This is a genomic window from Methylobacter sp. Wu1, assembly GCF_036553575.1.
Lineage (GTDB): Bacteria > Pseudomonadota > Gammaproteobacteria > Methylococcales > Methylomonadaceae > Methylobacter.
On the sequence record NZ_JAZHOC010000067.1, the window covers coordinates 99,028 to 121,910 of the forward strand.

Genomic DNA, 22,883 nt, shown 5'->3' on the forward strand with positions numbered 1-22,883 from the left:
CCTTTTTGCAGCAATAAGGTTACCTATTCATTAAGGCTTGCTTGATCTTCCAGATACTCGACTTCCACTTCTGTATTCCCCCGCAAGCCGATTTTCCTGGCGGCTCCTTTTGACAGATCGATCAAGATGCCGTTTTTAAAGGGGCCGCGGTCATTCACTATTACATCAACGTAACGACCATTACGCAGATTAGTCACACGTACCTTAGTCGGTAATGGCAATGTTCTGTGAGCGGCTGTCAGGCCGTGCGGTCTAAAGCGTGTTCCCATGGCGGTGCGATTGCCGGATTCCGAACCATACCAGGTAGCCATCCCTTGTTCTTTATAGCCTTCCGCTGAAGGGAGTGGATAGTATGTTTTGCCTTTCACTGTATAGGGCCGGTTATAAGGCGCGCTATGAGAATAAGCGGGAGATTTGTAAGGATAAGGCGGTTTGTAGATGGAGGGGGTCGTGGTTACCGAGGTACAGCCGCTGAATAAGCTGGTAAATAGCAACATCAGACCGATGTTTCCGGGCTGTAAATGCGTTTTTCTACTGTTAGAGGTGATTATTTGCCAGGACATGCAATTCCATATTAATGATGATGTGGTTCGATTTAAAGAAAGTGTTTTTAAAAATTCGTTTCTTTGTTATCTCATTGCTTTAACTGGAGCAATGATAATTGCCGTTTTATTTTGCCCTGCTTAATGATTCTGTGCCTTAAGCTTTCATTTTTAAGTTTATCTTAAAAAACTGGGCGACCCTTGCTGAGTTGCCGTTATTTCTAATGCTTGCCTTGATATTTCATGACAAAATATGATTTATCTTAATGTGTGAGGAACTGCCTTTTTATGAAAATTGCTATTTTGTCTCGTAACTCTAAATTATATTCAACCGCTCGGTTGGTTGAAGCCGCAGAGGCGCGCGGCCATGAGGTACGGGTTTTGGATGTTTTGCGTTGTTATATGAACATTACTTCGCATAATCCATCCATCCATTATCGAGGTGAAGACCTGACAGGATTTGATGCTGTTATCCCCCGTATTGGAGCTTCAGTTACATTTTACGGTACTGCGGTGTTAAGGCAATTTGAAATGATGAATGTGTTTCCGTTGAATGAATCGGTAGCCATATCACGCTCACGCGACAAACTGCGTTCAATACAGTTGTTGGCGCGAAAAGGCATAGGCTTGCCAGTAACCGGTTTTGCCAACAATCCGGATGATATTGAGGATTTAATCTCTCAAGTGGGCGGCGCGCCACTGGTTATTAAATTACTGGAAGGTACGCAGGGGATAGGCGTGGTATTGGCCGAAACCCATAATGCGGCCGAAAGCGTCATTCAGGCCTTTATGGGGCTCAAAGCCAATATTATGGTGCAGGAGTTTATCAAGGAAGCCGAGGGCAGCGATATACGCTGTTTTGTGGTTGGCGATAAAGTGGTGGCCGCCATGAGGCGTCAGAGTGCGGCGGGTGAGTTCCGTTCTAATCTGCACCGCGGCGGAACGGCTTCGTTGGTTCGATTGACGCCGGAAGAACGCTCTACTGCCGTGCGGGCTGCCAAAATCATGGGACTGAATGTCTGCGGCGTGGATATGCTGCGTTCCAATCACGGCCCCGTAATTATGGAAGTCAATTCATCGCCCGGATTGCGTGGTATCGAACAAACCAGCGGCAAGGATATCGCCGATCTGATCATTCAATTTATTGAAAAACGCATTGAAACGTTGGCAACAACAGCCAAGGATAAATCATCATTCCACCCCAGCCGTACGCGTACGCGCGGTAAAGGCTAGCCGCTAGGCATCCCCGTAAAAGTCAATCTAAAACTGGTGGCGGGAATGCATGAATCAAAGGCCGAAAAGGATAGCGTTAAACTAATCCTTGACTATGATGTCCTTGTAGCAAAGATTTAAACGATTCTTAAATAAATCTTGACAAAATATATAGGTTGATAGTCTATTTAAGGCTGAAATTGTAATAGTAATTTTTTCTTATCCATGTGTTCATCATGGTAGAAATTAAAAAGTTCTTTAATGTGAGTTCAAAAATGTCTAAAACATCCGCAAAATCGGCTGTCAAAACCCGTTCAAGAAATAGCGCAGACATCGAGCATGAAGATGAAGAGCTGTTTGAAGATAGTGAATATGCTTCATTTTCCGATGGCGTTGAAAAAGAAGCGATAAAAAGGGATGCTCGCAGAAAGATCGAGATCTATTGGGAAAAGAAGCGCTTGAAAGAGCAGTTAGATGGCCTTGATGAGTCTGAATTCGACGAGTCTGATCTCGACTTCTAGCTTTAATTGAAAAAGATAATTGCCTGGGCTTAATCTTCAGAAGGGCGGCCGGTTTGGCTGGCCGCCTAAAGATAGTCTGTATTTAGCCTTGCTTCAGCATGCGGTTTTGCTTGTTTGTGGCTCAAAAGCAAGCTTTAAAACCGGCCGATAGAATGTCATTGTCAGGTGCGATCTTTGATATCGCGGTAATGGCGTATAGATTCGCCGACGTAGATCTGACGGGGACGATAAATAGCAACACGCTCGCCATGTATCATTTCACGCCAGTGAGCCAGCCATCCAGGCATGCGGCCAATAGCAAACAGAACGGTAAACATATTGGTAGGGATGCCGGCTGCGCGCAGTATCAGACCTGAATAAAAGTCCACGTTCGGATAAAGTTTGCGAGAAATGAAATAATCGTCATTCAGCGCGACTTCCTCGATTCGTCTGGCAATATCCAGCAGAGGATCTTTGATGCCAGGCTTGTTGAGCAGCACGTCGCAATGTTTTTTCAGTACAGTGGCGCGCGGATCATAATTCTTATAAACCCTGTGGCCAAAGCCCATCAGGCGCTTGGACGAATACTTGTTTTTGGCTTCGTTGATGAATTCAGTGCCGTCTCCGCCTTCAGCATGTATTTGCTCCAGCATCTTGATCACTTCCTGATTGGCCCCGCCGTGCCTTGGTCCCCATAATGCGGAAATGCCGGCCGAGATAACGGCATAGACATTCGCCATGCTGGAGCCTGCGGTACGGACAGAAGACGTGCTGCAGTTCTGTTCGTGGTCGGCATGCAATATCAGCAGCATATCGATCGCGCGCACGATATCATCGTCCAGTTGGTAATCGCGTACCGGCGACGCGAACATCATGTTCAGAAAGTTGCGGACGTAGGATAGCGTGTGGGATGGATAGACCAGCGGTTCACCTATCGATTTTTTGTAAGAGAAGGCCGCGATAGTGCGTACCTGCGAAACCAGATTCGCTACAATCTGTATTTCGGATGCTTCATCGAGACGGTCGAAAACCGGGTAAAAAGTCGACAGTGATGCGACCATCGTTGCCAGTATTCCCATGGGGTGCGAGCCGCGCGGGAAACCGTTGAAAAAATGGTGCATGTCTTCGTGAATGATTGACGAGTCATTCAATGCGGTCGAGAAGTGCTGCAGCTGTTCCACGGTCGGCAGTTCGCCATACAGCAACAGGTAGGCGACTTCGACAAAGCGCGAATGTTCAGCCAGTTCTTCAATAGGATAGCCCCGGTAACGCAAAATGCCTTTTTCACCGTCAATATAGGTGATGGCGCTTTCGCAGGCGCCTGTATTTCCATAACCCTCATCTAGTGTCACATAACCGGTCTGGCTGCGAAGCTTGGAGATATCGATCGCTTTCTCACCTTCAATTCCTATATAGGTGGGCAATGTGTAAGTCTTATCATCCAAGGTCAATATAGCCGGGGTTAGCGGCTTTAATCTATCGGTCATATATACTAAATCTCCAAAACTAATAGGTAACCTTGAAATTGAAGACTACCAAGGTTACCGCAAGCTATTCTCTCACTAATTGTTCATTATATCCGGATCTCCCTTTCAACTTTCAGTTTTCGATAACTATTTAAGCTGAAGGGCTCTAAAGCGTCAGTCTGTTGGATTATTTTTTCATTCAGATGCTGATGCTATAACTCAACAATACCATATTAGCTATATGACAAGGCAATAAAAGCTTTCACAATTTCAGCAGCATTAGCCATGCCGGTATGCAAATGGTGTTCAATTTCCGCCATGGTAATTTCGCCTTCGGTTTTGCCGGCAGCCCAGTTGGCAACTACAGCAACCGTGGCATAATCCATATTCAGCTCCTTGGCCAGAGCCGCTTCCGGCATGCCGGTCATGCCGACCAGGTCGCAGCCGTCGCGTTCCATTCGTTGAATTTCTGCGGCTGTTTCCAGGCGCGGGCCTTGTTTGCAACCGTAAGTACCCAGGGGGGAGACTTTGATATTGGCTTGGGCTGCGGCAGTGATCAAGCGCGAACGCAGCTTTTGACTGTAAGGGTAGGTGAAGTCTATGTGAGTCACTGCATCTTCATCATCTTCAAAAAAAGTATGGCTGCGGCCATAAGTGTAATCGATGATCTGATCCGGGATGGCAATATGGGCGGGCGCCATTTCAGCGGTGATGCCGCCGACTGCGGCCACGGCAATGATTTCTTCAACGCCCAGTTCCTTAAGTCCCCAGATATTGGCCCGGTAATTGATTTTATGAGGCGGTATGCTGTGCGGATTGCCGTGCCGGGCCAGGAATACCACTTCAACGCCGTTCAGTTCGCCAGTAACATACTCAGCCGAAGGCGATCCATAAGGCGTGGTGATCCGATCCCGTTTGATGATTTTCAGTTCAGGCATTTGGGTAAGACCTGTACCGCCGATGATGGCCAATTGGGTCATGATAGTTTCCTCGTTTTTATTCTTTACAGGCATAAATGCCGGCTGCATTGCGTAAGTAACCCTTGTAGTCCATGCCATAGCCGAACAGGTAACGGTTTTCAACTTCCAGGCCGACAAAATCTGCTTTTATCGGTTTTTCATGATCGAGAATTTTATCGACCAGCACGGCGGTAAAGACGGCTTTGGCGCCTTGCTCCAGGCAATATTGATAAATTGCCTTTAAGGTAATGCCTTCATCCAGAATATCGTCGACCAGAAGAACTGTTCTATCTTTAAGCGGAGTGCCTGGCTTCAGAATCCATTCGATGTGGCCTCCCGAAGTCTGGTTCTGATAGCGGCTGGCATTGATGGCATCCAGCGTCAGCGGGATCTTCAAGCGAGTCATTAATTTGCCTGCCGTAACCATGCCTCCGTTCATGACGCAGAGGAATAACGGATTGCGGTCGGCGAGTTCGGCATCGATTTCTTGGGCCATTTTATCGAGGGCGGCCTCAACTTCCTGTTCGCTGTACAGTAAATCGGCGGTAGCCTGTACGTGTTTGATTTCTTCAAGCATGATTAAACGTTTGGTTGATTTGATCTGAGATTTTTTGCCATTTCTCGCAGTTCATTAACTGCTCGCGGTCCATTTGCGGCTTGCCCCGCATGCTGTTGAGGCGTCGTTCCCTGAGCGGATCTTGGGTAACGGGCAGCGAATCAAGCACCTGCTCTGCGGCGCGCGGATTATTGCAGACCAGTATCATGTCGCAGCCGGCCTGTTGTGCCAGCCTTGCACGTTCAGGGAAATCGCCGACCGATGCAGCGCCTTCCATGCTGAGGTCGTCGCTGAAAATTGTGCCGTTGAAGTTTAATTCCCTGCGCAGAATTTGTTGTATCCAGAACGGCGAAAAGCCGGCTGGGCTGGCATCGATGTTGGGATAAAGCACATGCGCGGGCATAATGCCTTCCAGTCCTTCAGCAATGAGTTGCTTGAACGGCAGCAGGTCTTTATTTCTGATGCTGTCCATATCCCGTTCATCTATGGGCAGCGTAAGATGCGAATCCAGCGCTACAGCACCATGGCCCGGAAAGTGTTTCCCCGTAGCGGCCATGCCGGCGGCCTGCATGCCTTTTCTGAAGGCGCTTGACAAGCGGGTTGCCAGTTCATGATCTGTTGAAAATGAGCGGTTGCCGATGATTTCGCTGACGCCGCAATCAATATCCAGGACGGGGGCGAAGCTGAAATCGACGCCGACAGCCAACAGTTCGGCAGCCATAAGCCAGCCGGCGGGTTCGGCCAATTCAGGGGCTTCTGCATAACGCGCCGCAGGCGGCAGGCGGGTAAAGCCTTTCTGGAAACGCTGAACTCGTCCGCCTTCCTGATCAACGGCAATCAGTAGATCGCCTTGACGTGCAGCGCGAATGCTTGCGATCAGTTCAGTGACTTGCTCGGGGCTTTCATAGTTGCGCGAAAAAAGTATGACTGCCCCGGTATTGGGATGATTTATGACTTCTTTTTCATGCGGCGCCAGGGTCAAACCCTCAACATCCAGCATAATCGGGCCGATAGGATAGTTATGTGTCATTGCCTATTGTCGTTTGGAAAAGGCCTATTCAGATCTGATATTTAAGTTATACAGAATTAAATTTGCATTGTTATTAAGCTTTTGTGCATCCCGGCTTATACAATTGCCGGAATGCACAAAAATAGAGCCAATTATAGAGTATTTGCAGGTAAATCCGAAGTTTGCTGTAAATCTGGCGATATTTTTAATCAATGTTTAATTAAAGATCGAGCGTTATACAGCCCTTAAAAACCTCCCGGAATTACGGCATGAACATCATGCTTTCGAATCGGATGCAACGCGCGAAACCACTGGGCAGCATAAGGCGCAATGACAGAAACGTATCGCCGCCAATAAGCAGGACAGTGGACTCGCATGAACATGGCGAAGTCTAAGAAGGCGTGTTTTTGCCACATTTCTGGTTAATTCAAGCGGTCGCCTAACCGGTCTTTAATAAGTTTGAGATTTTCTAAAATTTGCTGCTGCGTGTACGGAATTGCGTCGAATTTTCCCCAGACGGGCGCCGGCCAGGCTTTATCGGTCCGGTAGCGGACGATGTGATGTATATGCAGTTGGGGTACCATGTTGCCAATCGAGGCGATATTCATTTTATCGGCTTTGTAAAGCGCTGCCAGGTTTTCCGCCAGATAGCCGGACTCCTCCATTAGCAGTTCCCGTTCCGGCTTTGACAATTGATAGATTTCACTCAATCCCGCCTTTTCAGGCACCAGGATAAACCAGGGATACTGGCTGTCGTTCATCATCAGCAATCGGCATAACTCAAACCGGCCGATTTCGATGCAGTCTTGCTGGAGGCGGGGATGTAATTGGAATGTCATGATTTTTATATACTGAGGCTTGAATTAAACTCAAAAATAGGTGAAATTTGCTATTTAAAATATTACAAATAGTAAAAGGTAGTTTCATGTCTGCGCAAACGATTTCAATTCAAGACTTGCCCCATGAAAATAAACTGGCGGTCTCGTTCCGGTTGCTGCTGGGATTGTATGCCATCATTCCTGCTTGTTTACTGCTGCAGCTAATTGACGTCGGGTTGTTGCAGGGATATCTGAAGCAATATCTGCCAAGCAGTCCTCACCATTTCATATTGTTTCAAATTGTTTTCGGTACGCCTCATATTGTTGCCAGCGCCATTGTCATGGTCAGCAACACGGAATACCTGAAGTTTTACAAAAAGAAAATCATTTTGATGACGGCCGCTCTTGCGGCTTTTTTCGGCATAGGCAGCCTGTTTATTCCTTATCTGGTTTTTTATGTGCTTGTGGCATGCTGGACTGTCTACCATGTGCTTAAACAGCAGCATGGCGTGGCGCGGAGCATCTGCCATCTGCCGGCATGGGCGTTCTATCTGCTATTATGGTTGAGCGTGGCAGCCGGCATTGTAGTTTACATCGGCATATTTCTGAAAAACACCCTGGACGCCCAACAGACCGAATGGGTCAAGCATGCGGCCGCCGGCTTGTGTATCGGCCTGGCATTGAGTACGGTTTTGTGCCAGCGCTATGTCACTACGTCATTTGGAAAGCTGTTTCTCTGGGCCAATACCTTGCTGGTGCTGAGCAGTTTTTATCTTTATGTTCAGCAGTATTACTTTCTGGCCATTCTGGTGCCAAGGCTGGTCCATGATGCCACGGCTTATGTATTTTATGTGACGCACGATTACAATAAGCATTATCCGCAGCCGCAGAATTTCATTTATCGCTGCGCCTCTCGCTGCAACCTGCATGTTTTTGTTGTGTTACCTGCGCTTTCCTTTATGCTGGCGTTTGCTTTGCAGAACTATGGCGATGCGGCGGTTAATTTAATGACCAACTACATCTTTGGCATAGAATTCCGCAAGGTTATTACCGTCGGCTTGCTGGGCTATCTGGCTTTGATGCATTATTACACGGAAGCTTTTACCTGGAAGCAGGGTTCTCCATACCGGCGTTTTATCGCTTTTACGAAGTGACAGAGGTGAATGACAGCTCGCTTGCGGCGAAGTTGTTGTGGTTGAGAGGCTTTTTCGGCTTAAAGCAGCCGGTTAGGGCAGGATTCTGCCGCAAAGCGTAAACGAATGCAGACAGCGCCTGTTTTGTGGATAGAGTTATTCCGCTAAGGCCATAAATTGCTGACAGGCGGTTTGCAGAAACAGAATCCTTATTACGCTAAAGCCCGTCATCACCCATTTAAGCTGCAAGTGCAGAAAAGTTATAGCCGTGTCAGCAAAAATATCAAGCGCATCAAGTCGCCCTGACGCCGGGTATTGGTTTTCTCGAATACCTTTTTCAACTGACTGCGAGCGGTATTATCGGTGATATCGTATTTTTGACCATATTCGGCCAATGACAAACCGTCCGCCAAGGCCAGACACAGCCGCAACTCGGCGGCAGTCAAGCTGAATAAATCCTGAAATGCCCGCCATTGCTCTTCGGAATAACAGCCGGGGTCGCACAATATCGCCATAATTTTTAATCCGTCCTCATCGCCCGGCGATTGCCGCCGCATTGGAAAACAGCCCAATAACAGTGGCGAGCTATTAGCACGCTCTAACAGCAGAATACAGCTTCTAGCCCGCCGGGAATCAAGCGTCGAAGGTGTTGAATCGACGGTACGAGATTGCGCCAATCCATTGATAAACGCCTTGAACTGTTTTGCATTGTACGAGTCGAGCAGGGTGAATTTCGGCTCTAACCGCAAAGGTATCGCGTCGCCCTCCAGAAGGGCATCGACCTTTTTAGACCGATACAACACACGCGATTGTCTGTCTAACAGCAAAACATGTCTGCCGAAAGTTTCAAACGAGGAGAAAATGTGTTGAAAATGCTCGGCCTGATAATCGGCGGCGCGCCGGAATTGTCTGCGGCGTTCGATGTGTGATGAATTATTTTCGTTTACCGGATCAGGTGGGTCGGATTCGCTGGTCATTGGATTATTACGGTTGCGCTTTTTGTTATTTGTTTTTCGCTACCACTAGGTATCGGGCTGTTTTTGATCGAACTCAGGCAAATTTGGTCTATTTCAGCAGTTAAGCCAAAGGCGGGCCTCCATGGACGTCGAGGGATTAATTCCTTCTTAATTGTAGGGTTACAGCTATTGTAGCGATAAAATGTGCATTCGGCACCATCAACTTGCAAGTTAGGCTGATTAGCTTGGTTTAATGAATCTTCGGCGTTACACTAGGGGCTTGCTGATACGCGGAGATAGTGTTGTGATTACGTTAAAACAAACGCCGCTTTACCCCTTTCATCTTGAACTAGGGGCCAAAATGGTGCCTTTCGCCGGTTATCGGATGCCGTTACACTACCGCAACGGCACGCTGCACGAACACCTGCACTGCCGTCATTATGCCGGCTTCTTTGACATTTCCCACATGGGCCAATGCCTGATTCCGGGCGATTCAGCCGCCGGCGAACTGGAGAGGCTGACGCCCAGCGATATCACCGGACTCGCTCCCTGCCAGCAGCGCTATACCGTTTTGACCAACGACACTGGCGGTATCATTGACGACATCATCGTGACTCGCCTGCCTTCAGGCTGCATGGTCATTGTCAATGCAGCCTGCAAGGAAAAAGACTTTGAGCATTTTAAAACTCATTTATCTGACCGCTGCCATCTCGAAGAGATGACCGATCGGGCACTGTTCGCTCTGCAAGGCCCTGCCGCGGTAACTGTCATGCAGAAATTCTCTGCGGCAGTCGCTGATTTATCCTTTATGCATGCTTGCGAAGACAACATCAACGGCATCCACTGCATAATCAGCCGCAGCGGTTATACCGGCGAAGACGGCTTTGAAATTTCTGTGGCCGGCGAACAGGCGGATCATCTTGCCCGCTTATTGTTGGCTGAAGAGGCGGTGGAACCCATAGGGCTCGGCGCACGCGACAGTCTGCGGCTGGAAGCGGGCCTGTGCCTGTATGGGCATGAACTCGACGAATCGATAACGCCTGTGGAAGCGGGACTGCGCTGGCTGATCAAAGAAGGCCATGATCAGTTTCCGGGTGCTGACAGGATTCTGGCGCAGCTAAAGCAGGGCACAGAGAAAAGCCGCGTCGGCCTGCTGGTCGAAAGCAAAATACCGGCGCGCGAAGGCTGTATTATTGCCGATGAAGCGGGCGAGGCCATCGGCCATGTCACCAGCGGCGGTTTTTCCCCCAGCCTTGGCCGCCCCATCGCCATGGCGATGCTGCACAACCCGGCGCCGGACTCCAACAGGGCATTGTACGCACGAGTGCGTGACCACCAGCTTCCGGTTATGATCACGGAATTGCCTTTTGTCCCCCATCGCTACCGGAGATAAAACCATGCCTTCACCTCGCCTCAGCCTGGACAAACTGGAAATGCGCGGCAACTTCATCCATCGTCACATCGGGCCTGATCAGCGGCAAATTCAGGACATGCTCACCGAACTCGGCTTGAATGAACTGGAAGACATCATCCAGCAGGCGGTTCCGGCGGATATTCTGACCGAGGAACCGCTGAAGCTGACTGAAACGATCAGCGAGCGCGCCGTACTCAAATACCTGCGCAGGATGCGCGCCCGCAACCAGGTGTTCACCTCCATGATCGGCATGGGCTATTACGGCACGATCATGCCGGCCGTGATCAAACGCAACGTACTGGAAAACCCCGGCTGGTATACGGCGTATACGCCGTATCAGGCCGAAGTCAGCCAGGGCCGGCTCGAAGCGCTGCTGAACTTCCAGCAGATGGTGATCGATTTGACTGGCATGGAACTGGCGAATGCCTCGCTGCTCGATGAAGCGACCGCCGCGGCCGAAGCAATGACCATGTCGCGGCGTTTGTCTAAAAGCGCTTCCAACAGCGTGTTCGTCGATCAGGACTGCCATCCGCAGACCATCGCCGTCATTCAAACCCGCGCGCACTCGCTAGGCTATGAAGTTATCGTCGGCGATCCGTATCAGGATCTGGCGCAGCAGGACTTCTTTGCGCTGATCGTGCAATACCCGGGTTCGAAAGGCGAAATTCATGATCTCGGCGAAATGACTGCAATCGCCCATAGCAAATCGGCGCTGGTTACGGTCGCGGCGGACTTGCTGAGCCTGGTGCTGCTGAAGCCGCCTGCCGCCTTCGGGGTCGATATCGTCGTCGGCAATTCGCAACGCTTCGGCGTGCCGATGGGTTACGGCGGCCCGCATGCCGCTTTTTTTGCCACCCGGGACGACTACAAGCGCTCCGTGCCGGGGCGTATCATCGGCGTATCCAAAGACAATCACGGCCAGATTGCGCTGCGCATGGCTTTGCAAACGCGCGAGCAACATATCCGCCGCGACAAAGCCACCAGCAATATCTGCACGTCGCAGGTGCTGCTGGCCGTTATTGCGGGGTTTTATGCGATCTATCACGGCGCTGAAGGCCTGCGCCTGATTGCCGGCCGCGTGCACCGCTATGCGGAAATTCTGGCCGCCGGCCTCAGGCAATTAGGGCACCACGTTATCAGCCAATGCTATTTCGACACGCTGCTGGTGCATACCCCGCACCGGGCCAAGCGCCTCGCTGCGCATGCCGCCGAATCCCATATCAACATACGCGTCGTCGACCTTGATCATATAGGCATTTCGCTTGATGAAACGACAACGCGCAATGATTTAAGAGCGCTCTGGCAGGTCTTTTCATCGCCTTTTGCCAGTCTGCCCGATATTAATGCGCTTGATGCATCGATAACGGAGTGCATTCCCGAATCGTTATTGCGCACCGGTGACATCCTCGAGCATCCGGTATTCAAACGCTACCATTCGGAAACCGAAATGATGCGCTACATGCGCCGATTGGCGCGGAAGGATATTGCGCTGGACCGCTCGATGATACCGCTTGGCTCCTGTACGATGAAGCTGAACGCGGGCACCGCCATGCAGACCATTTCCTATCATGAGTTTCATAGTCTGCACCCGTTTGCGCCGTTGTATCAAACTCATGGCTATCAGCAAATGTTCGCCGAGCTGGAGGATATGCTCTGCGATCTGACCGGCTTTGACGCCATTTCGCTGCAGCCCAATGCCGGCTCTCAAGGCGAATACACCGGTTTGCTGGTCATCCGCAAATATCATGAAGTCACGGGTCAAGGCCAGCGCAACATCTGCCTGATACCGGCTTCGGCACACGGCACGAATCCTGCCAGCGCCACTATGGCCGGCCTCAAGGTCGTTGTCGTGGCCTGCGATGAAAACGGCAATGTCAGCCTTGATGATCTACAGGCGAAAGTCGCCGAGCATCACGACACCCTGGCCGCATTAATGATTACCTATCCGTCCACGCATGGCGTTTATGAAGAATCGTTCCGCACCATCTGCGATCTGATCCACAAGCATGGCGGGCAGGTCTATCTGGACGGCGCCAATTTCAATGCGCTGGTGGGCTTGAGCCGTCCCGGCAAAATCGGCGCCGATGTTGCCCATCTCAATCTGCACAAAACTTTCAGCATTCCGCATGGCGGCGGCGGGCCCGGTGTCGGCCCCATAGGCGTGCGCGCCCATCTGGCGCCCTATCTGCCCGATCACCCGGTGGTCAAAGGCGTCAATCCGGCCAAAAGCAGATATGGCACGATCGGCACCGTGTCGGCCGCGCCATGGGGATCGGCCAGCATACTCGCCATATCCTGGGCTTATATTGCCATGATGGGCGCAGCCGGGTTGAAGCGCGCGACGCTGGTAGCTATTTTGAATGCCAATTATATCGCCAGGCGGCTGGCGCCTTATTACCCGATCTTATATACCGGCAAAAACGGCTGGGTCGCTCATGAATGCATTATCGACTGCCATGCCTTCAAGAAATCCTGCAATATTACCGTCGACGACATCGCCAAGCGCCTGATCGACTTCGGCTTTCATGCGCCGACCGTCTCGTTCCCGGTCGCCGACACGATGATGATAGAGCCGACCGAAAGCGAGAATAAAGTTGAAATCGACCGTTTCTGCGATGCGCTGATCGCGATCCGCCAGGAAATCAAGGCCATTGAAGACGGCACGGCCGATGCTGAAAACAATATATTGCGCAATGCGCCGCATACGCATCGTTTATTACTGGAAGAATGGACTCTGCCTTACTCTAAACAGCAGGCTTTTTTTCCGGCCAGCTATCAGCATGACGATAAATACTGGCCTCCGGTGGGGCGTATCGATAATGTTTATGGCGACCGGCATCTGGTATGCACTTGCCCGTCTTTGGCGGAATATGAATAGTAGTGCTTAAGCAAGACTATCAGGACCTACGCAAGCCTGTGCAGGGATCTCCCGGTACTAATCGCTGCAATGCCCGAACTGACCGGTTTGCCTGTAGAGGGAACTTACTGCACAATCGCTCCATCTTAGGGGTATTTAACCCAAAATGGCGGATATTCCTGATAGCACTGATGTCTTGTGGAAACTGCCACAAACAGAGCATCTCTTGTGATTGCTTGATCCTGAGTTCGCTGTAATTAAGCCTGTGATCTATATCCAGGCTATTATTCAAAGAGTAGTAAAAGTTTGATATCCATAAAACAGCCGATGGCTTTTGTTGACCTGGAGACCACCGGCGCCTCTGCAATTAAAGACCGTATTACAGAAATTGGCATCGTGTTAGTCGATGAAAACGGCATTCGGGAATGGAGCCAGTTGGTTCATCCGCAAGCCCGAATACCTGCGTACATCGAGCAGATGACCGGCATCACTAATGCCATGGTTGAACAGGCGCCGAAGTTTGCCGAAGTGGCTGACGAAGTCGAGGCGATGTTACAGGGCAGGCTGTTCATTGCCCACAATGCCCGTTTTGATTACGGCTTTTTGAAAAATGAATTCAACCGCCTGGGCATGACATTCAGGCCTACGGTGTTATGTACCGTCAAGCTATCCAGAGCGCTCTATCCCCAGTACAGGCACCATAATCTCGATAGCCTGATGGAACGCCATAACCTGATCACCAAAGACCGCCATCGGGCCTTGGCCGATGCCCAGCTGATTCACCAATTCTGGCATGTGCTCTTGGAAAAATTTTCCGAATCAGAGCTCAACGACACGATCCGGCAGTTGATCAATCGTTCGAGTCTGCCGTCGCATATCGATCCGCTATTGATCCATGAACTGCCCGAAGGCCCCGGCGTTTATCTGTTCTATGGCGAAAATGACCTGCCGTTGTATATAGGTAAAAGCGTCAATATCAAAAGCCGTGTTTTGTCGCATTTTTCCGCCGATCACCGTCACCATAAGGAGATGAGCCTATCTCAGCAGTTGCGCCGGATCGACTGGATTGAAACGGCGGGTGAATTGGGCGCATTGTTGACCGAAGCCAAACTGGTCAAGCAATTGCTGCCGACGCACAATCAACGGTTGCGAAGAAAAAAGGCGCTGTGCGCCTGGCAGCTTCAGCAGCAAGGCGAGCATTTGCGGCCGGTATTGGCCTGGGCCAGCGATCTTGATTTTGGCGCTCAGGACAATCTGTATGGCTTGTACCACAGCCAACGCGATGCACAAAAAGCATTGCGCAGTCTAGCCGATCAATACCAGCTCTGTTTGAGCGTGTTGGGGCTAGAAAAGACAGCCGGGAACCGCCCTTGTTTTGCCCATCAGCTTAAAAAATGCCGGGGAGCTTGCGTAGGCAAGGAACGACCGCTGGTTCATGCAGGCCGGCTATTGATGGCAATGACCAGGCTTAAGCTCGCCGCCTGGCCTTATCCGGGCGCCATCGGCATTCGGGAAGGGGATGATCTGCATGTCATTGATCAATGGTGCTGCCTCGGTACGGCAAAAAATGAAGCGGATGTTCATGCATTATTGGCCGCAGGAAAGCCGGTGTTTGACCGGGATACTTATCTTATTCTCAACAAAGCTTTGAAAACATCGAAGGTGGTCCTGTTAAAGGATAGTTAATTTAAATGACTGAAACTTAAGCGTTCTTTGAGTAAAACAGGCATAGTTCGCCTCAGCAGATTCTGCTAGTTTATCTCCCTATGCCATCTTTTGATTAAGGAGCGGGTGATGAAACAATCAGCACTAATGCTTTTTATACTGGCGCTGCTTTGGGGCTGTGAAAATACCAAAGGGCAATATCGGCATGATCCCAATCACCATGAAAATATCATGCAAAATAATCGGGGTTGAATACGCCTCTGCCTGAAAGGGGAGGATTGCCGATCCAAACCACAAGGCCAGGCTCAACGGCGCATCAGTGCTTGAAGATTATCGCTTTCAGAGTCCGATCTGCTACTCAAATAGCTAGTGTGCCAGAACCATGGGCGCTTAGTCGCTGCCGGACGGCTTGGGCTTGGTTGTCTGCCGCGGTGCAGGCAAATTTGGCGGCGGCGGCGCAAGCCATTCCTGCTGAGTACCATATGTCAGCCTTCCCGGCACGGGAACCCGATGGTTTTGACTGTACATGCATTGAATGTAAATGATGTCATAATCTTGTTGACCTTCCTCTTCGGAATCGGGCCGGTTTTGCGATTCGTCAATTTGCTTATAGGCAAGCCGCCTGCACAGCTGATCGTCATTATGGAACTGATCGTAGCTTTTACCAGTGCCTGGCAGTACTAAAATACTCGGGCTGCTTGGCATTGTCGTGCATGCGCCGAGCACGAAAACAGAAATTAGGATTATCAGAATCTGTCGCATTGGGCACGCCTCCGTTAGGGAACAATTTTTTGCCAACTGGTTGAGCAATTCCTGACATAAGGATAATAACCGGCCGGCTTAGTGCAGTAATACCAATAGCCGGGTTCTTGCCCGACAGGTTGAGGATCGATTTTCGCCCAGCCTGACGGACATTCTTTCACATGGGGATAATATCCCTTGGGATTTGAACAATAGCTCCAGCTGCCCGGTTCAAGCGGCTGGACTTTGGGTGCAGTCCCTTGTTCTATATAAACAGGAGGGGTGACTGTCGAGGAGTAATAAGGAGGGGTTGAATAATAAGGCCAGTAATAATAGGGCGGCCAATAATAGTCTGGCCAGAAGAAAGGGTAACCTGCGTAAAATCCCCAACCGCCGTAATAATAAGAGGGATATACTTTATGCCCTGGCCCAATATAGCCGCCTCTGCGAACATCTCCATAGCCGCCGCTAAATCTGCCGCTGTAGATCCCCCTGAAACCTCCGCCTCTATAGCTTCCGCCATAATCTCCTGGATGGCCGTCGCCACTAAATCCACCGCTGTAGATCCCTCCAAAACCGCCGCCCCTATAGCCGCCGCTGAAGCCGCCGCCATGACCTCCACTGATGCCGCCTCCACGACCTCCGCCAAAACCGCCGCCTTGAATTCCGCCAAAGCCGCCTCCACGGACTCCGCCTCCGTTACGGGCCGAGGAACTTTCGCTAACTAGGAAAGCAACAAGGATCATCAGCACAATTGATAGTTTTCTGAACATCATGATCATTTCCTCATCTGGCGGATTGAGCCGAAGAGAACGGGAGTCGTCTTTTACATTACCTCACAATTGACCCTTTTTAGGAATCGAAAGTCCAACGATCAGTCCTCTGCCCGGCCTGGCCGTGACATATAAGCACAGGGACATGCGCTTTCGAACCGACAGGGCATCATTGACACGATGCTCTGGTCAACCAGCCCGCTAAATCACCCACATCGACTAAAACGCCATCAGGACCCAGATAATAAACATGGTTGTTGTCGGCTGAAACCCCTGCATAAGAGTTTGTCTGGCTATAATGGCGATAAGTATACGGCGGTTGGAATTGCGAGGTTGCTCCAGCCGGAGAAAATAAGTCTGGGTAATTATTTTCCGCCCAATTTAGAAGACACTCTATTCGATTGCGCAACACGGAATCCCGCGTAAATTTACCGATCGAGTTTAATGTACACGAAAAAGGTACGCCGGAGTCCGTGCCTCTGATTTGACCCGTACCACTTAAAGTAAACTCATCTGGAGCGTTTACTGCGCCTGTCGCCGTAAAGCTATTTTCAGAAAGCGCTACGCCAGATCCGGGAACGACAAGCACCCCGGAAAGAGTGACCATGTTGCCGTTTATCTGGCCGGTTCTTTTGATTGGATCGGGGCCTGGTCCCGTATAGCTGATGTTGCAGCCATTCTGCAGAATGTCAAATGTTCCCGTGTCGCTTATAGGGTCAGTAAACGGCTGTTCTCCCTCAGCTTGACAGGTAAAAGTGCCATTTTCCGAAAAATTCCATCGGCCGGCGATATTAATGCATGCCGCCCCGTTCGAGCCTTTAACCGTGATTTCCGGCTGCGTTTCGCCATTATTAGGTTTCAAGATATCTACTTGGCGGCCGTTTCCTCCGCCGATGCCGTAGATTTTCATGGATGGCGCGGAATCCACACCGGCTGAGATAAAAAGCAGACAGGCCATCGTATATAGTGAAAACGATTTTTTCATTTTCTTTCTCCTCTATTTATCAGCCTCAATTTTTGAACCGAAATTAGAGGCTTACGATAAAAGTTAAGCAGGCCGCATGATTAGCGAAGCATTTCGGAATTATTGGGCCGGACAATCCTCCTGTAAGCGCTGTTCTAAGGGATGAACGGTATGACCGGTCGATGGGGTAGTCCTTGAATCGGACTTAATCTGGAAAAGCACAGGCATATGATTGCGCCGGATGAAGATAGAGCATCAATGTGGAATTGATCGGAATCACCATCTGCTTGCAGTAATGCAGGCAACTCAGTAGGCTTCTTTTTCATACTTCTCAGACACCGCCCGCTCGCTCAAGTGCCCTATCAATTCAAGGGGGCTTTGAAAGTCTTAATAGATTAAGGCGACTTCAGTCGCCTTTTTCTGAATGGGCGACTGCCAACAGTAGGCGCTCTAGGCGAAGTCGCCCCCATAGGTTTTAAAACCGCTTGTTTCAGCAGTTGAACAGGCAAACTGCGTAAGTCCTGTATTATTAGCCCATGTAATCCATATAAGCTCTGTAGCCGGCAAGGACAGCCAATATCAGAAAAATTGCGCCGCTGATTTTGTGCAGCAGAGTTAACGGGAATTTCTGCAGGATAGTGCGTCCGGCCAGAATGCCCAAGGCCGATGTTGAGGCGAGGGCGGCTGTAGAACCCAGCCAGACGGCGATAGGGGAGGCGGTACTGCTTAAAGCGACGACAGCCAACTGCGTTTTATCGCCGAATTCAGCCACTGTAATCAGCAGAAACGTGGTAAAGAAAATGCCGTGGCCGCTTTTTTCCTTGACTTCCTCGTCCTCATCTTCCTCTTCTATCCGTAATGCATGAATGCCAAAGGCCGCAAACAGGAAAGCGACAGTGGCCGCAACGATATACTCAGGCAGCCAGGCGGCGATAGCGACACCGAAAACCACGGCCAGTGTATTTAAGAAAGCGAAGGCGGCGATGGCGCCGAGCATGACCGGCAGCCCTCGGTGCCTTGACGCCAGCGTCATGCAGACCAGTTGGCTTTTATCGCCGATTTCAGCCGCTGCAATCAGCGCATAGCTGGTTGCGGCCGTGGCCGATATTTCAGCCAAGTTCCCGGAAGTCAGTAGAGATAAAAACTGTTGTAAATAGTTTTGAAAGAAATTTTGCAGCTCACCCATTATTTGTCTCTGTAAACAGTACGAAAGGCAAAACGGCCGCCCCACCGGCAGATGCGGCGGACAGCCGATATATGTTTGGTTTGTATTGGATGTTAGGGATCTTTGTCAGCCCAGGAGGTTATCCAGAACCATCATGATGATAAAGCCGATCATGAGGGCGAAAGTGGCATAACGCGAACGGCCGCCGGCATGCGTTTCAGGAATGATCTCCTCGCTGATGACAAACAGCATGGCGCCGGCAGCAAATCCCATGGCGACCGGAAGTACCGATTCGAACAGCGTGACCATGGTGATGCCCAGCAAGCCCCCCACGGGTTCAACCAGACCTGTGGCAGTGGCGATGCCTATGGCTTTCCAGCGGTTATAACCGAGGCCCACCAGCGGCAGGGCGACGGCCAGGCCTTCAGGAATATTTTGCAGGGCGACAGCGACAGCCAGAATCACACCGTTTTTGATTTCGCCTGAGGCAAAGCTGACGCCGACTGACATGCCTTCAGGAAAGTTGTGAATCGTAATGGCGATGACGAACAACCAGATTTTTTTTAACGAAGCCAGTTGCGTATCTGAGATGGTCTCAAAATGAACATGGGGCAGCTGGCGATCGGCGTAATGCAGAAACAGCCCGCCAATCAGCATGCCGATGGAAACGACGTAAATGCCGTTGCCGGGCCAGATTTCGTTGCCATAAGCCATGCCGGGAACCAGCAGGGAAAAGGCCGTCGCCGCGAGCATCACGCCAGCCGCTGCGCCGAGCATGCTATTGAACAGGTTGACTGAAATGTTTTTAAAGTACAGGGCGGGCAGGGCGCCGATGCCGGTCGCCAGTCCAGCCAGAATGCTGGCGAAAAAGCCAATCACAACGATTTTGCCAAAAATCAGATACAAAGCGCCGAACAGGGCTATCTGCGACAATAAAAACAGTCCGGCGACAACGCTCCAGCGCTTCAATGGAGGCATGGCCTGCAGTTTTTGATAGTTTTGGCTGGATTTTATACGGACTATTTGATGTTCAAAGTAGCGCTGTATTTTATTGACAGTATTTACAGTGATTGTCATAAGCGGCCTGCCTCAGTTGATCTGAATGGTTATAGTTATTGTGCCAGGCATTATAGCTAAATACCCTGCTGTTGTATGGTTATAAAAATCTAAGTAATTTAATGGGCCTGTATCTGCCGCATGGTAATTTAATTGCTCGAATATAGGAATTTTTCCTTTTTTGTTGTTATGTCTATGTCCTCCCTGCTGGTTCAGCTACCATGACCGGTTTTTTAAGCTTGGGGGGATAATGAAAAAAAATCTTGTTTATGGAGCGATCGGGCTTTTCAGCCTGTCCTCGCTGTCTGCCGTTATGGCGGAAGATCAATCAAAAGTTACGCTGGAAACCATCGATGTCGTAGGCGTTACGCCATTGCCGGGCAGTGGCGTTGATGCAGCCAAGATACCGGCCAATATCCAGACGGTGACCTCAGAGCAGTTGGAGAAGGCGCAGAGTCTGTCTCTGAATGAATATATCAACCGCTATCTGGGCAGCGTACATGTCAATGAAGCACAGAACAACCCGTTGCAGCCTGATATATATTACCGCGGCTTTGTCGCTTCGCCATTGCTGGGATTGCCGCAAGGCTTGTCGACCTATGTGAACGGAGTCAGATTTAACGAGCCTTTCGGCGATACGGTCAACTGGGATTTGATCCCTAAGGGCGCGATCGACACGATGGCATTGGTGCCGGGGTCCAATCCGATATATGGCTTGAACACGCTGGGCGGCGCCATAGCACTCAAGACCAAGACCGGCTTTTCGGCGCCTGGCCATCAGTTTGAAGTTTACGGCGGTTCATGGGACCGGCATTCGGAAGAATTGACCAGCGGCGCCAATAACGGCACCTGGGGTTATTTTCTCGACGTGCACAATTTCGGCGAACAGGGCTGGCGCGACTTCTCGCCGACGCGCGCCAAGCAGGTTCTGGGCACCTTGAGTTGGCAAAACGACCGCGGAGAACTGGATTTAACGCTGGCCGCCAACGATAACGATATGAAAGGCAACGGCGCCGCGCCTGAACAGTTGCTGGGCCTGGGCAGAAAAGCCGTATTTACGCATCCCGACCAAACCATTACGCGCATGTTCTTTTCCGAGCTGTCAGGCAGTTATGACCTGACCGATGACATTGAAGTAAGCGGTAATGCCTATTTCCGTCAGAACCGGATCAGAACCTTTAACGGCGATGACAGCGATTTTGATGGCTGTGAAGACGAGAGCGGCTTTTTGTGCGATGAGTCAGGCGAATTTCCGGTTGTCGATATCAACGGCAACCAGGTGCTTGAAGACGACAGCGTGGAAGGCGCGACCAATAATACCAGCGCCACCAATATGCGCAGCCGGGGCGGCACTTTGCAATCGATGTTCAAGCAGGACTGGTTCGAGCATGAAAACAATCTGACAGTCGGCGCCAGCTATGACTATGCCGATGTGCATTTTGGTTCCGATACCGAATTGGCGCAGCTGACCGATGACCGCGGCACCATAGGCAGCGGTATTCTGGTCAGAGACGCCAGGGTGCGCCTGAATACCAATACCGAAACCTATGGCTTCTATCTGAGCGATACATTCTCGGTGACCGACGATCTGGCCGTCACACTGGCCGGCCGTTATAACCATGTCAGCATCACTATGGCCAACCAGTTCATCGACGGCGAGGACAAATTAAGCGGCAAGCATAGCTTCGAGCGTTTCAATCCATCGGCCGGCTTTACTTATCAGATTATCGATAACGTCGGCATGTACGGCAGCTACAGCGAATCCTCACGGGCGCCGACGCCGATGGAGTTAAGCTGCGCCGATGAAAATGATCCTTGCCGGTTGCCGAATGCATTTGTTTCCGATCCGCCGTTGGACCAGGTCGTGGCTAAAACCTGGGAAGGCGGTTTCCGCGGCAATTTTGACAAATTCATGGAAAGAGGCGATATGAAGTGGAATCTGGGCTATTTCCATACCGTGAATCATGACGATATCATCTTTAATCGCGGCGGCGACAGCATCAGCGAAGGGTTTTTCAGCAACGTCGGGCAAACGCGCCGTTACGGCATAGAAGCCGGCACTACGCTTAATTATGCGCAATTGTTCAGCGGCATTGACGACTGGCATTTTGCGGCCAATTATACCTATCTCAATGCGCGCTTTATGGATGGTTTTACTATTCAAAATCCACTAAATGAAGACGAACCCGCTCAGGTAACGCGCGGCGATAGAATTCCGGGCATGCCCGAGCATATCTTCAAGGCGTCGATCGGTGTCGATCTATGGAAACGTTTCTCGTTGGGTATAGATGGCCTGTACAGCGGTGATCAGTTCTTTAGGGGAGACGAGGCCAATACGACTCCGAAGCTGGCCGGCTACTGGCTGTTCAATGCCAAGGCGGAATATAAAGTCAACAAACACCTGGCCTTGTTTGGCAAGGTGGATAATATTTTCGATAAAGACTATGCTTCTTTCGGTGTCTATGGGCAAGCTGATGAAGTATTGGGCGATGCTTTCGATAGCGGCCGCTTTGTCTCGCCCGGCGCGCCAAGGGCCGGATGGATCGGTGTGCGCTTGAGCATGTAAAGTTCCGGATTGAGCAGGGACGCTCGAAAATCTGAAACAAGTTTGTATAAATTGCAGGCAATAAAAAGCCCGCATGGAGCGGGCGTACTGAGCGTTATTATTTTTATTATTTTTGTTGTACTCTATGATCCTCAGTACAACTTAACTCAAGTAGAATTACTTAATTTATTATTGTTATCAATAGCCTGAAAGGCTTATCCTCCTCTTAGCCGGCCGTTAAACCGGGCTCACTCCGTTAAGCTGGTGAAGATTCTATATCAAAAAAAACAGTAGTGTCCATCAAAAAAAATGATTTTTTAAGTTAAATAGTATCGGCTCGAAAATAGTTAATAGATACATTATGTTATGAAATTTTAGCGATTTCTAATGTAAGAAATGGCTGGCAAAGATTGCAGTCAATTAAGTAAACGTTAAGGTAATGGGTCAAATATGTGATTTGCTCATATAATATGGAGCATGACCTGTTATCAAGAAATTACCTGCCCGGATTGTGGCAGCAACCAAATTATGAAGTCCGGCCGTAGTGCATCG

Annotated in this window: 20 protein-coding genes; 8 read left to right on the top strand and 12 right to left on the bottom strand. The window is 50.2% G+C overall.

The annotated features are described in order from the left end of the window. Positions 1-23: 23 nt before the first annotated feature. Positions 24-563, bottom strand: a complete 540-nt coding sequence (locus V2P20_RS14910; RefSeq protein WP_331819650.1) for a septal ring lytic transglycosylase RlpA family protein — start codon at positions 561-563, stop codon at positions 24-26. Between the two features lie 267 nt (positions 564-830). Here V2P20_RS14910 and rimK point away from each other — a divergent pair, with 267 nt between their 5' ends. Together rimK and V2P20_RS14920 are read left to right on the top strand one after the other, a co-directional pair. Then, positions 831-1,775, top strand: coding sequence for a 30S ribosomal protein S6--L-glutamate ligase (gene rimK / locus V2P20_RS14915; RefSeq protein WP_331819652.1), 945 nt, complete (start codon positions 831-833; stop codon positions 1,773-1,775). Between the two features lie 215 nt (positions 1,776-1,990). Then, positions 1,991-2,275: a hypothetical protein gene (locus V2P20_RS14920; protein WP_331819653.1), complete on the top strand. Its 285-nt coding sequence runs from the start codon at positions 1,991-1,993 to the stop codon at positions 2,273-2,275. Positions 2,276-2,436: 161 nt separating this feature from the next. Here V2P20_RS14920 and V2P20_RS14925 read toward each other — a convergent pair whose 3' ends face one another. From V2P20_RS14925 to V2P20_RS14945, 5 genes are all read right to left on the bottom strand, one after another. Further along, entirely contained in the window at positions 2,437-3,741 is a 1,305-nt protein-coding gene (locus tag V2P20_RS14925; RefSeq protein ID WP_194968331.1) for a citrate synthase, read from the bottom strand. A gap of 212 nt (positions 3,742-3,953) precedes the next feature. After that, entirely contained in the window at positions 3,954-4,700 is a 747-nt protein-coding gene (locus V2P20_RS14930; RefSeq protein ID WP_194968330.1) for an S-methyl-5'-thioinosine phosphorylase, read from the bottom strand. A gap of 16 nt (positions 4,701-4,716) precedes the next feature. Then, the gene (locus tag V2P20_RS14935; RefSeq protein ID WP_331819655.1) at positions 4,717-5,256 is read right to left on the bottom strand and encodes a hypoxanthine-guanine phosphoribosyltransferase; all 540 of its coding nucleotides are present in this window, start codon (positions 5,254-5,256) and stop codon (positions 4,717-4,719) included. Then, positions 5,249-6,265 (bottom strand): beta-N-acetylhexosaminidase, encoded by a 1,017-nt coding sequence (gene nagZ, locus V2P20_RS14940; RefSeq protein ID WP_331819657.1) that lies wholly within the window; start codon positions 6,263-6,265, stop codon positions 5,249-5,251. Before nagZ ends, V2P20_RS14935 begins: the two co-directional genes overlap by 8 nt. 401 nt (positions 6,266-6,666) lie before the next feature. Beyond that, a complete protein-coding gene (locus tag V2P20_RS14945) occupies positions 6,667-7,083 on the bottom strand; it encodes an HIT domain-containing protein (RefSeq protein ID WP_331819659.1) in 417 nt (138 codons plus the stop codon). A gap of 86 nt (positions 7,084-7,169) precedes the next feature. Between V2P20_RS14945 and V2P20_RS14950 the strand changes: the two genes are divergently transcribed. Next, positions 7,170-8,216, top strand: a complete 1,047-nt coding sequence (locus tag V2P20_RS14950) for a hypothetical protein (RefSeq protein ID WP_331819661.1) — start codon at positions 7,170-7,172, stop codon at positions 8,214-8,216. Between the two features lie 239 nt (positions 8,217-8,455). Here V2P20_RS14950 and V2P20_RS14955 read toward each other — a convergent pair whose 3' ends face one another. Beyond that, positions 8,456-9,172 carry a helix-turn-helix transcriptional regulator gene (locus tag V2P20_RS14955; protein WP_331819663.1) on the bottom strand — a complete coding sequence of 239 codons (717 nt, stop codon included), beginning with the start codon at positions 9,170-9,172 and terminating at the stop codon, positions 8,456-8,458. Between the two features lie 283 nt (positions 9,173-9,455). Here V2P20_RS14955 and gcvT point away from each other — a divergent pair, with 283 nt between their 5' ends. The 4 genes from gcvT to V2P20_RS14975 all read left to right on the top strand — a co-directional run bounded on the left by gcvT (position 9,456) and on the right by V2P20_RS14975 (position 15,339). Next, positions 9,456-10,544, top strand: a complete 1,089-nt coding sequence (gcvT, locus tag V2P20_RS14960) for a glycine cleavage system aminomethyltransferase GcvT (protein ID WP_331819665.1) — start codon at positions 9,456-9,458, stop codon at positions 10,542-10,544. A 4-nt stretch (positions 10,545-10,548) separates the two neighbouring features. Continuing rightward, positions 10,549-13,443, top strand: a complete 2,895-nt coding sequence (gene gcvP, locus V2P20_RS14965) for an aminomethyl-transferring glycine dehydrogenase (protein WP_331819667.1) — start codon at positions 10,549-10,551, stop codon at positions 13,441-13,443. A 306-nt stretch (positions 13,444-13,749) separates the two neighbouring features. Continuing rightward, positions 13,750-15,108, top strand: coding sequence for an exonuclease domain-containing protein (locus V2P20_RS14970; RefSeq protein WP_331819669.1), 1,359 nt, complete (start codon positions 13,750-13,752; stop codon positions 15,106-15,108). 108 nt (positions 15,109-15,216) lie between these two features. After that, entirely contained in the window at positions 15,217-15,339 is a 123-nt protein-coding gene (locus V2P20_RS14975; protein ID WP_331819671.1) for a hypothetical protein, read from the top strand. Between the two features lie 138 nt (positions 15,340-15,477). Here the strand turns inward: V2P20_RS14975 and V2P20_RS14980 are convergent, their stop codons facing one another. The 5 genes from V2P20_RS14980 to V2P20_RS15000 all read right to left on the bottom strand — a co-directional run bounded on the left by V2P20_RS14980 (position 15,478) and on the right by V2P20_RS15000 (position 19,807). Beyond that, positions 15,478-15,792 (bottom strand): hypothetical protein, encoded by a 315-nt coding sequence (locus tag V2P20_RS14980; protein WP_331819673.1) that lies wholly within the window; start codon positions 15,790-15,792, stop codon positions 15,478-15,480. Positions 15,793-15,863: 71 nt separating this feature from the next. Further along, entirely contained in the window at positions 15,864-16,604 is a 741-nt protein-coding gene (locus V2P20_RS14985; RefSeq protein WP_331819675.1) for a hypothetical protein, read from the bottom strand. A gap of 166 nt (positions 16,605-16,770) precedes the next feature. After that, positions 16,771-17,586 (bottom strand): hypothetical protein, encoded by an 816-nt coding sequence (locus V2P20_RS14990; RefSeq protein WP_331819677.1) that lies wholly within the window; start codon positions 17,584-17,586, stop codon positions 16,771-16,773. 508 nt (positions 17,587-18,094) lie between these two features. Further along, positions 18,095-18,751: a TMEM165/GDT1 family protein gene (locus V2P20_RS14995; RefSeq protein WP_331819679.1), complete on the bottom strand. Its 657-nt coding sequence runs from the start codon at positions 18,749-18,751 to the stop codon at positions 18,095-18,097. A 105-nt stretch (positions 18,752-18,856) separates the two neighbouring features. Continuing rightward, positions 18,857-19,807: a ZIP family metal transporter gene (locus V2P20_RS15000; RefSeq protein ID WP_331819681.1), complete on the bottom strand. Its 951-nt coding sequence runs from the start codon at positions 19,805-19,807 to the stop codon at positions 18,857-18,859. Between the two features lie 229 nt (positions 19,808-20,036). Between V2P20_RS15000 and V2P20_RS15005 the strand changes: the two genes are divergently transcribed. Continuing rightward, positions 20,037-22,352, top strand: a complete 2,316-nt coding sequence (locus tag V2P20_RS15005; RefSeq protein WP_331819683.1) for a TonB-dependent receptor — start codon at positions 20,037-20,039, stop codon at positions 22,350-22,352. The last annotated feature ends 531 nt before the right edge of the window (positions 22,353-22,883 follow it).

Excerpts from the sequence above, each read along its gene's own strand:
- V2P20_RS14910 (WP_331819650.1), bottom strand. The coding sequence starts at position 563 with ATGTCCTGGCAAATAATCACCTCTAACAGTAGAAAAACGCATTTACAG.
- rimK (WP_331819652.1), top strand. The coding sequence starts at position 831 with ATGAAAATTGCTATTTTGTCTCGTAACTCTAAATTATATTCAACCGCT.
- V2P20_RS14920 (WP_331819653.1), top strand. The coding sequence starts at position 1,991 with ATGGTAGAAATTAAAAAGTTCTTTAATGTGAGTTCAAAAATGTCTAAA.
- V2P20_RS14925 (WP_194968331.1), bottom strand. The coding sequence starts at position 3,741 with ATGACCGATAGATTAAAGCCGCTAACCCCGGCTATATTGACCTTGGAT.
- V2P20_RS14930 (WP_194968330.1), bottom strand. The coding sequence starts at position 4,700 with ATGACCCAATTGGCCATCATCGGCGGTACAGGTCTTACCCAAATGCCT.
- V2P20_RS14935 (WP_331819655.1), bottom strand. The coding sequence starts at position 5,256 with ATGCTTGAAGAAATCAAACACGTACAGGCTACCGCCGATTTACTGTAC.
- nagZ (WP_331819657.1), bottom strand. The coding sequence starts at position 6,265 with ATGACACATAACTATCCTATCGGCCCGATTATGCTGGATGTTGAGGGT.
- V2P20_RS14945 (WP_331819659.1), bottom strand. The coding sequence starts at position 7,083 with ATGACATTCCAATTACATCCCCGCCTCCAGCAAGACTGCATCGAAATC.
- V2P20_RS14950 (WP_331819661.1), top strand. The coding sequence starts at position 7,170 with ATGTCTGCGCAAACGATTTCAATTCAAGACTTGCCCCATGAAAATAAA.
- V2P20_RS14955 (WP_331819663.1), bottom strand. The coding sequence starts at position 9,172 with ATGACCAGCGAATCCGACCCACCTGATCCGGTAAACGAAAATAATTCA.
- gcvP (WP_331819667.1), top strand. The coding sequence starts at position 10,549 with ATGCCTTCACCTCGCCTCAGCCTGGACAAACTGGAAATGCGCGGCAAC.
- V2P20_RS14970 (WP_331819669.1), top strand. The coding sequence starts at position 13,750 with ATGGCTTTTGTTGACCTGGAGACCACCGGCGCCTCTGCAATTAAAGAC.
- V2P20_RS14975 (WP_331819671.1), top strand. The coding sequence starts at position 15,217 with ATGAAACAATCAGCACTAATGCTTTTTATACTGGCGCTGCTTTGGGGC.
- V2P20_RS14980 (WP_331819673.1), bottom strand. The coding sequence starts at position 15,792 with ATGCCAAGCAGCCCGAGTATTTTAGTACTGCCAGGCACTGGTAAAAGC.
- V2P20_RS14985 (WP_331819675.1), bottom strand. The coding sequence starts at position 16,604 with ATGATGTTCAGAAAACTATCAATTGTGCTGATGATCCTTGTTGCTTTC.
- V2P20_RS14990 (WP_331819677.1), bottom strand. The coding sequence starts at position 17,586 with ATGAAAAAATCGTTTTCACTATATACGATGGCCTGTCTGCTTTTTATC.
- V2P20_RS14995 (WP_331819679.1), bottom strand. The coding sequence starts at position 18,751 with ATGGGTGAGCTGCAAAATTTCTTTCAAAACTATTTACAACAGTTTTTA.
- V2P20_RS15000 (WP_331819681.1), bottom strand. The coding sequence starts at position 19,807 with ATGACAATCACTGTAAATACTGTCAATAAAATACAGCGCTACTTTGAA.
- V2P20_RS15005 (WP_331819683.1), top strand. The coding sequence starts at position 20,037 with ATGAAAAAAAATCTTGTTTATGGAGCGATCGGGCTTTTCAGCCTGTCC.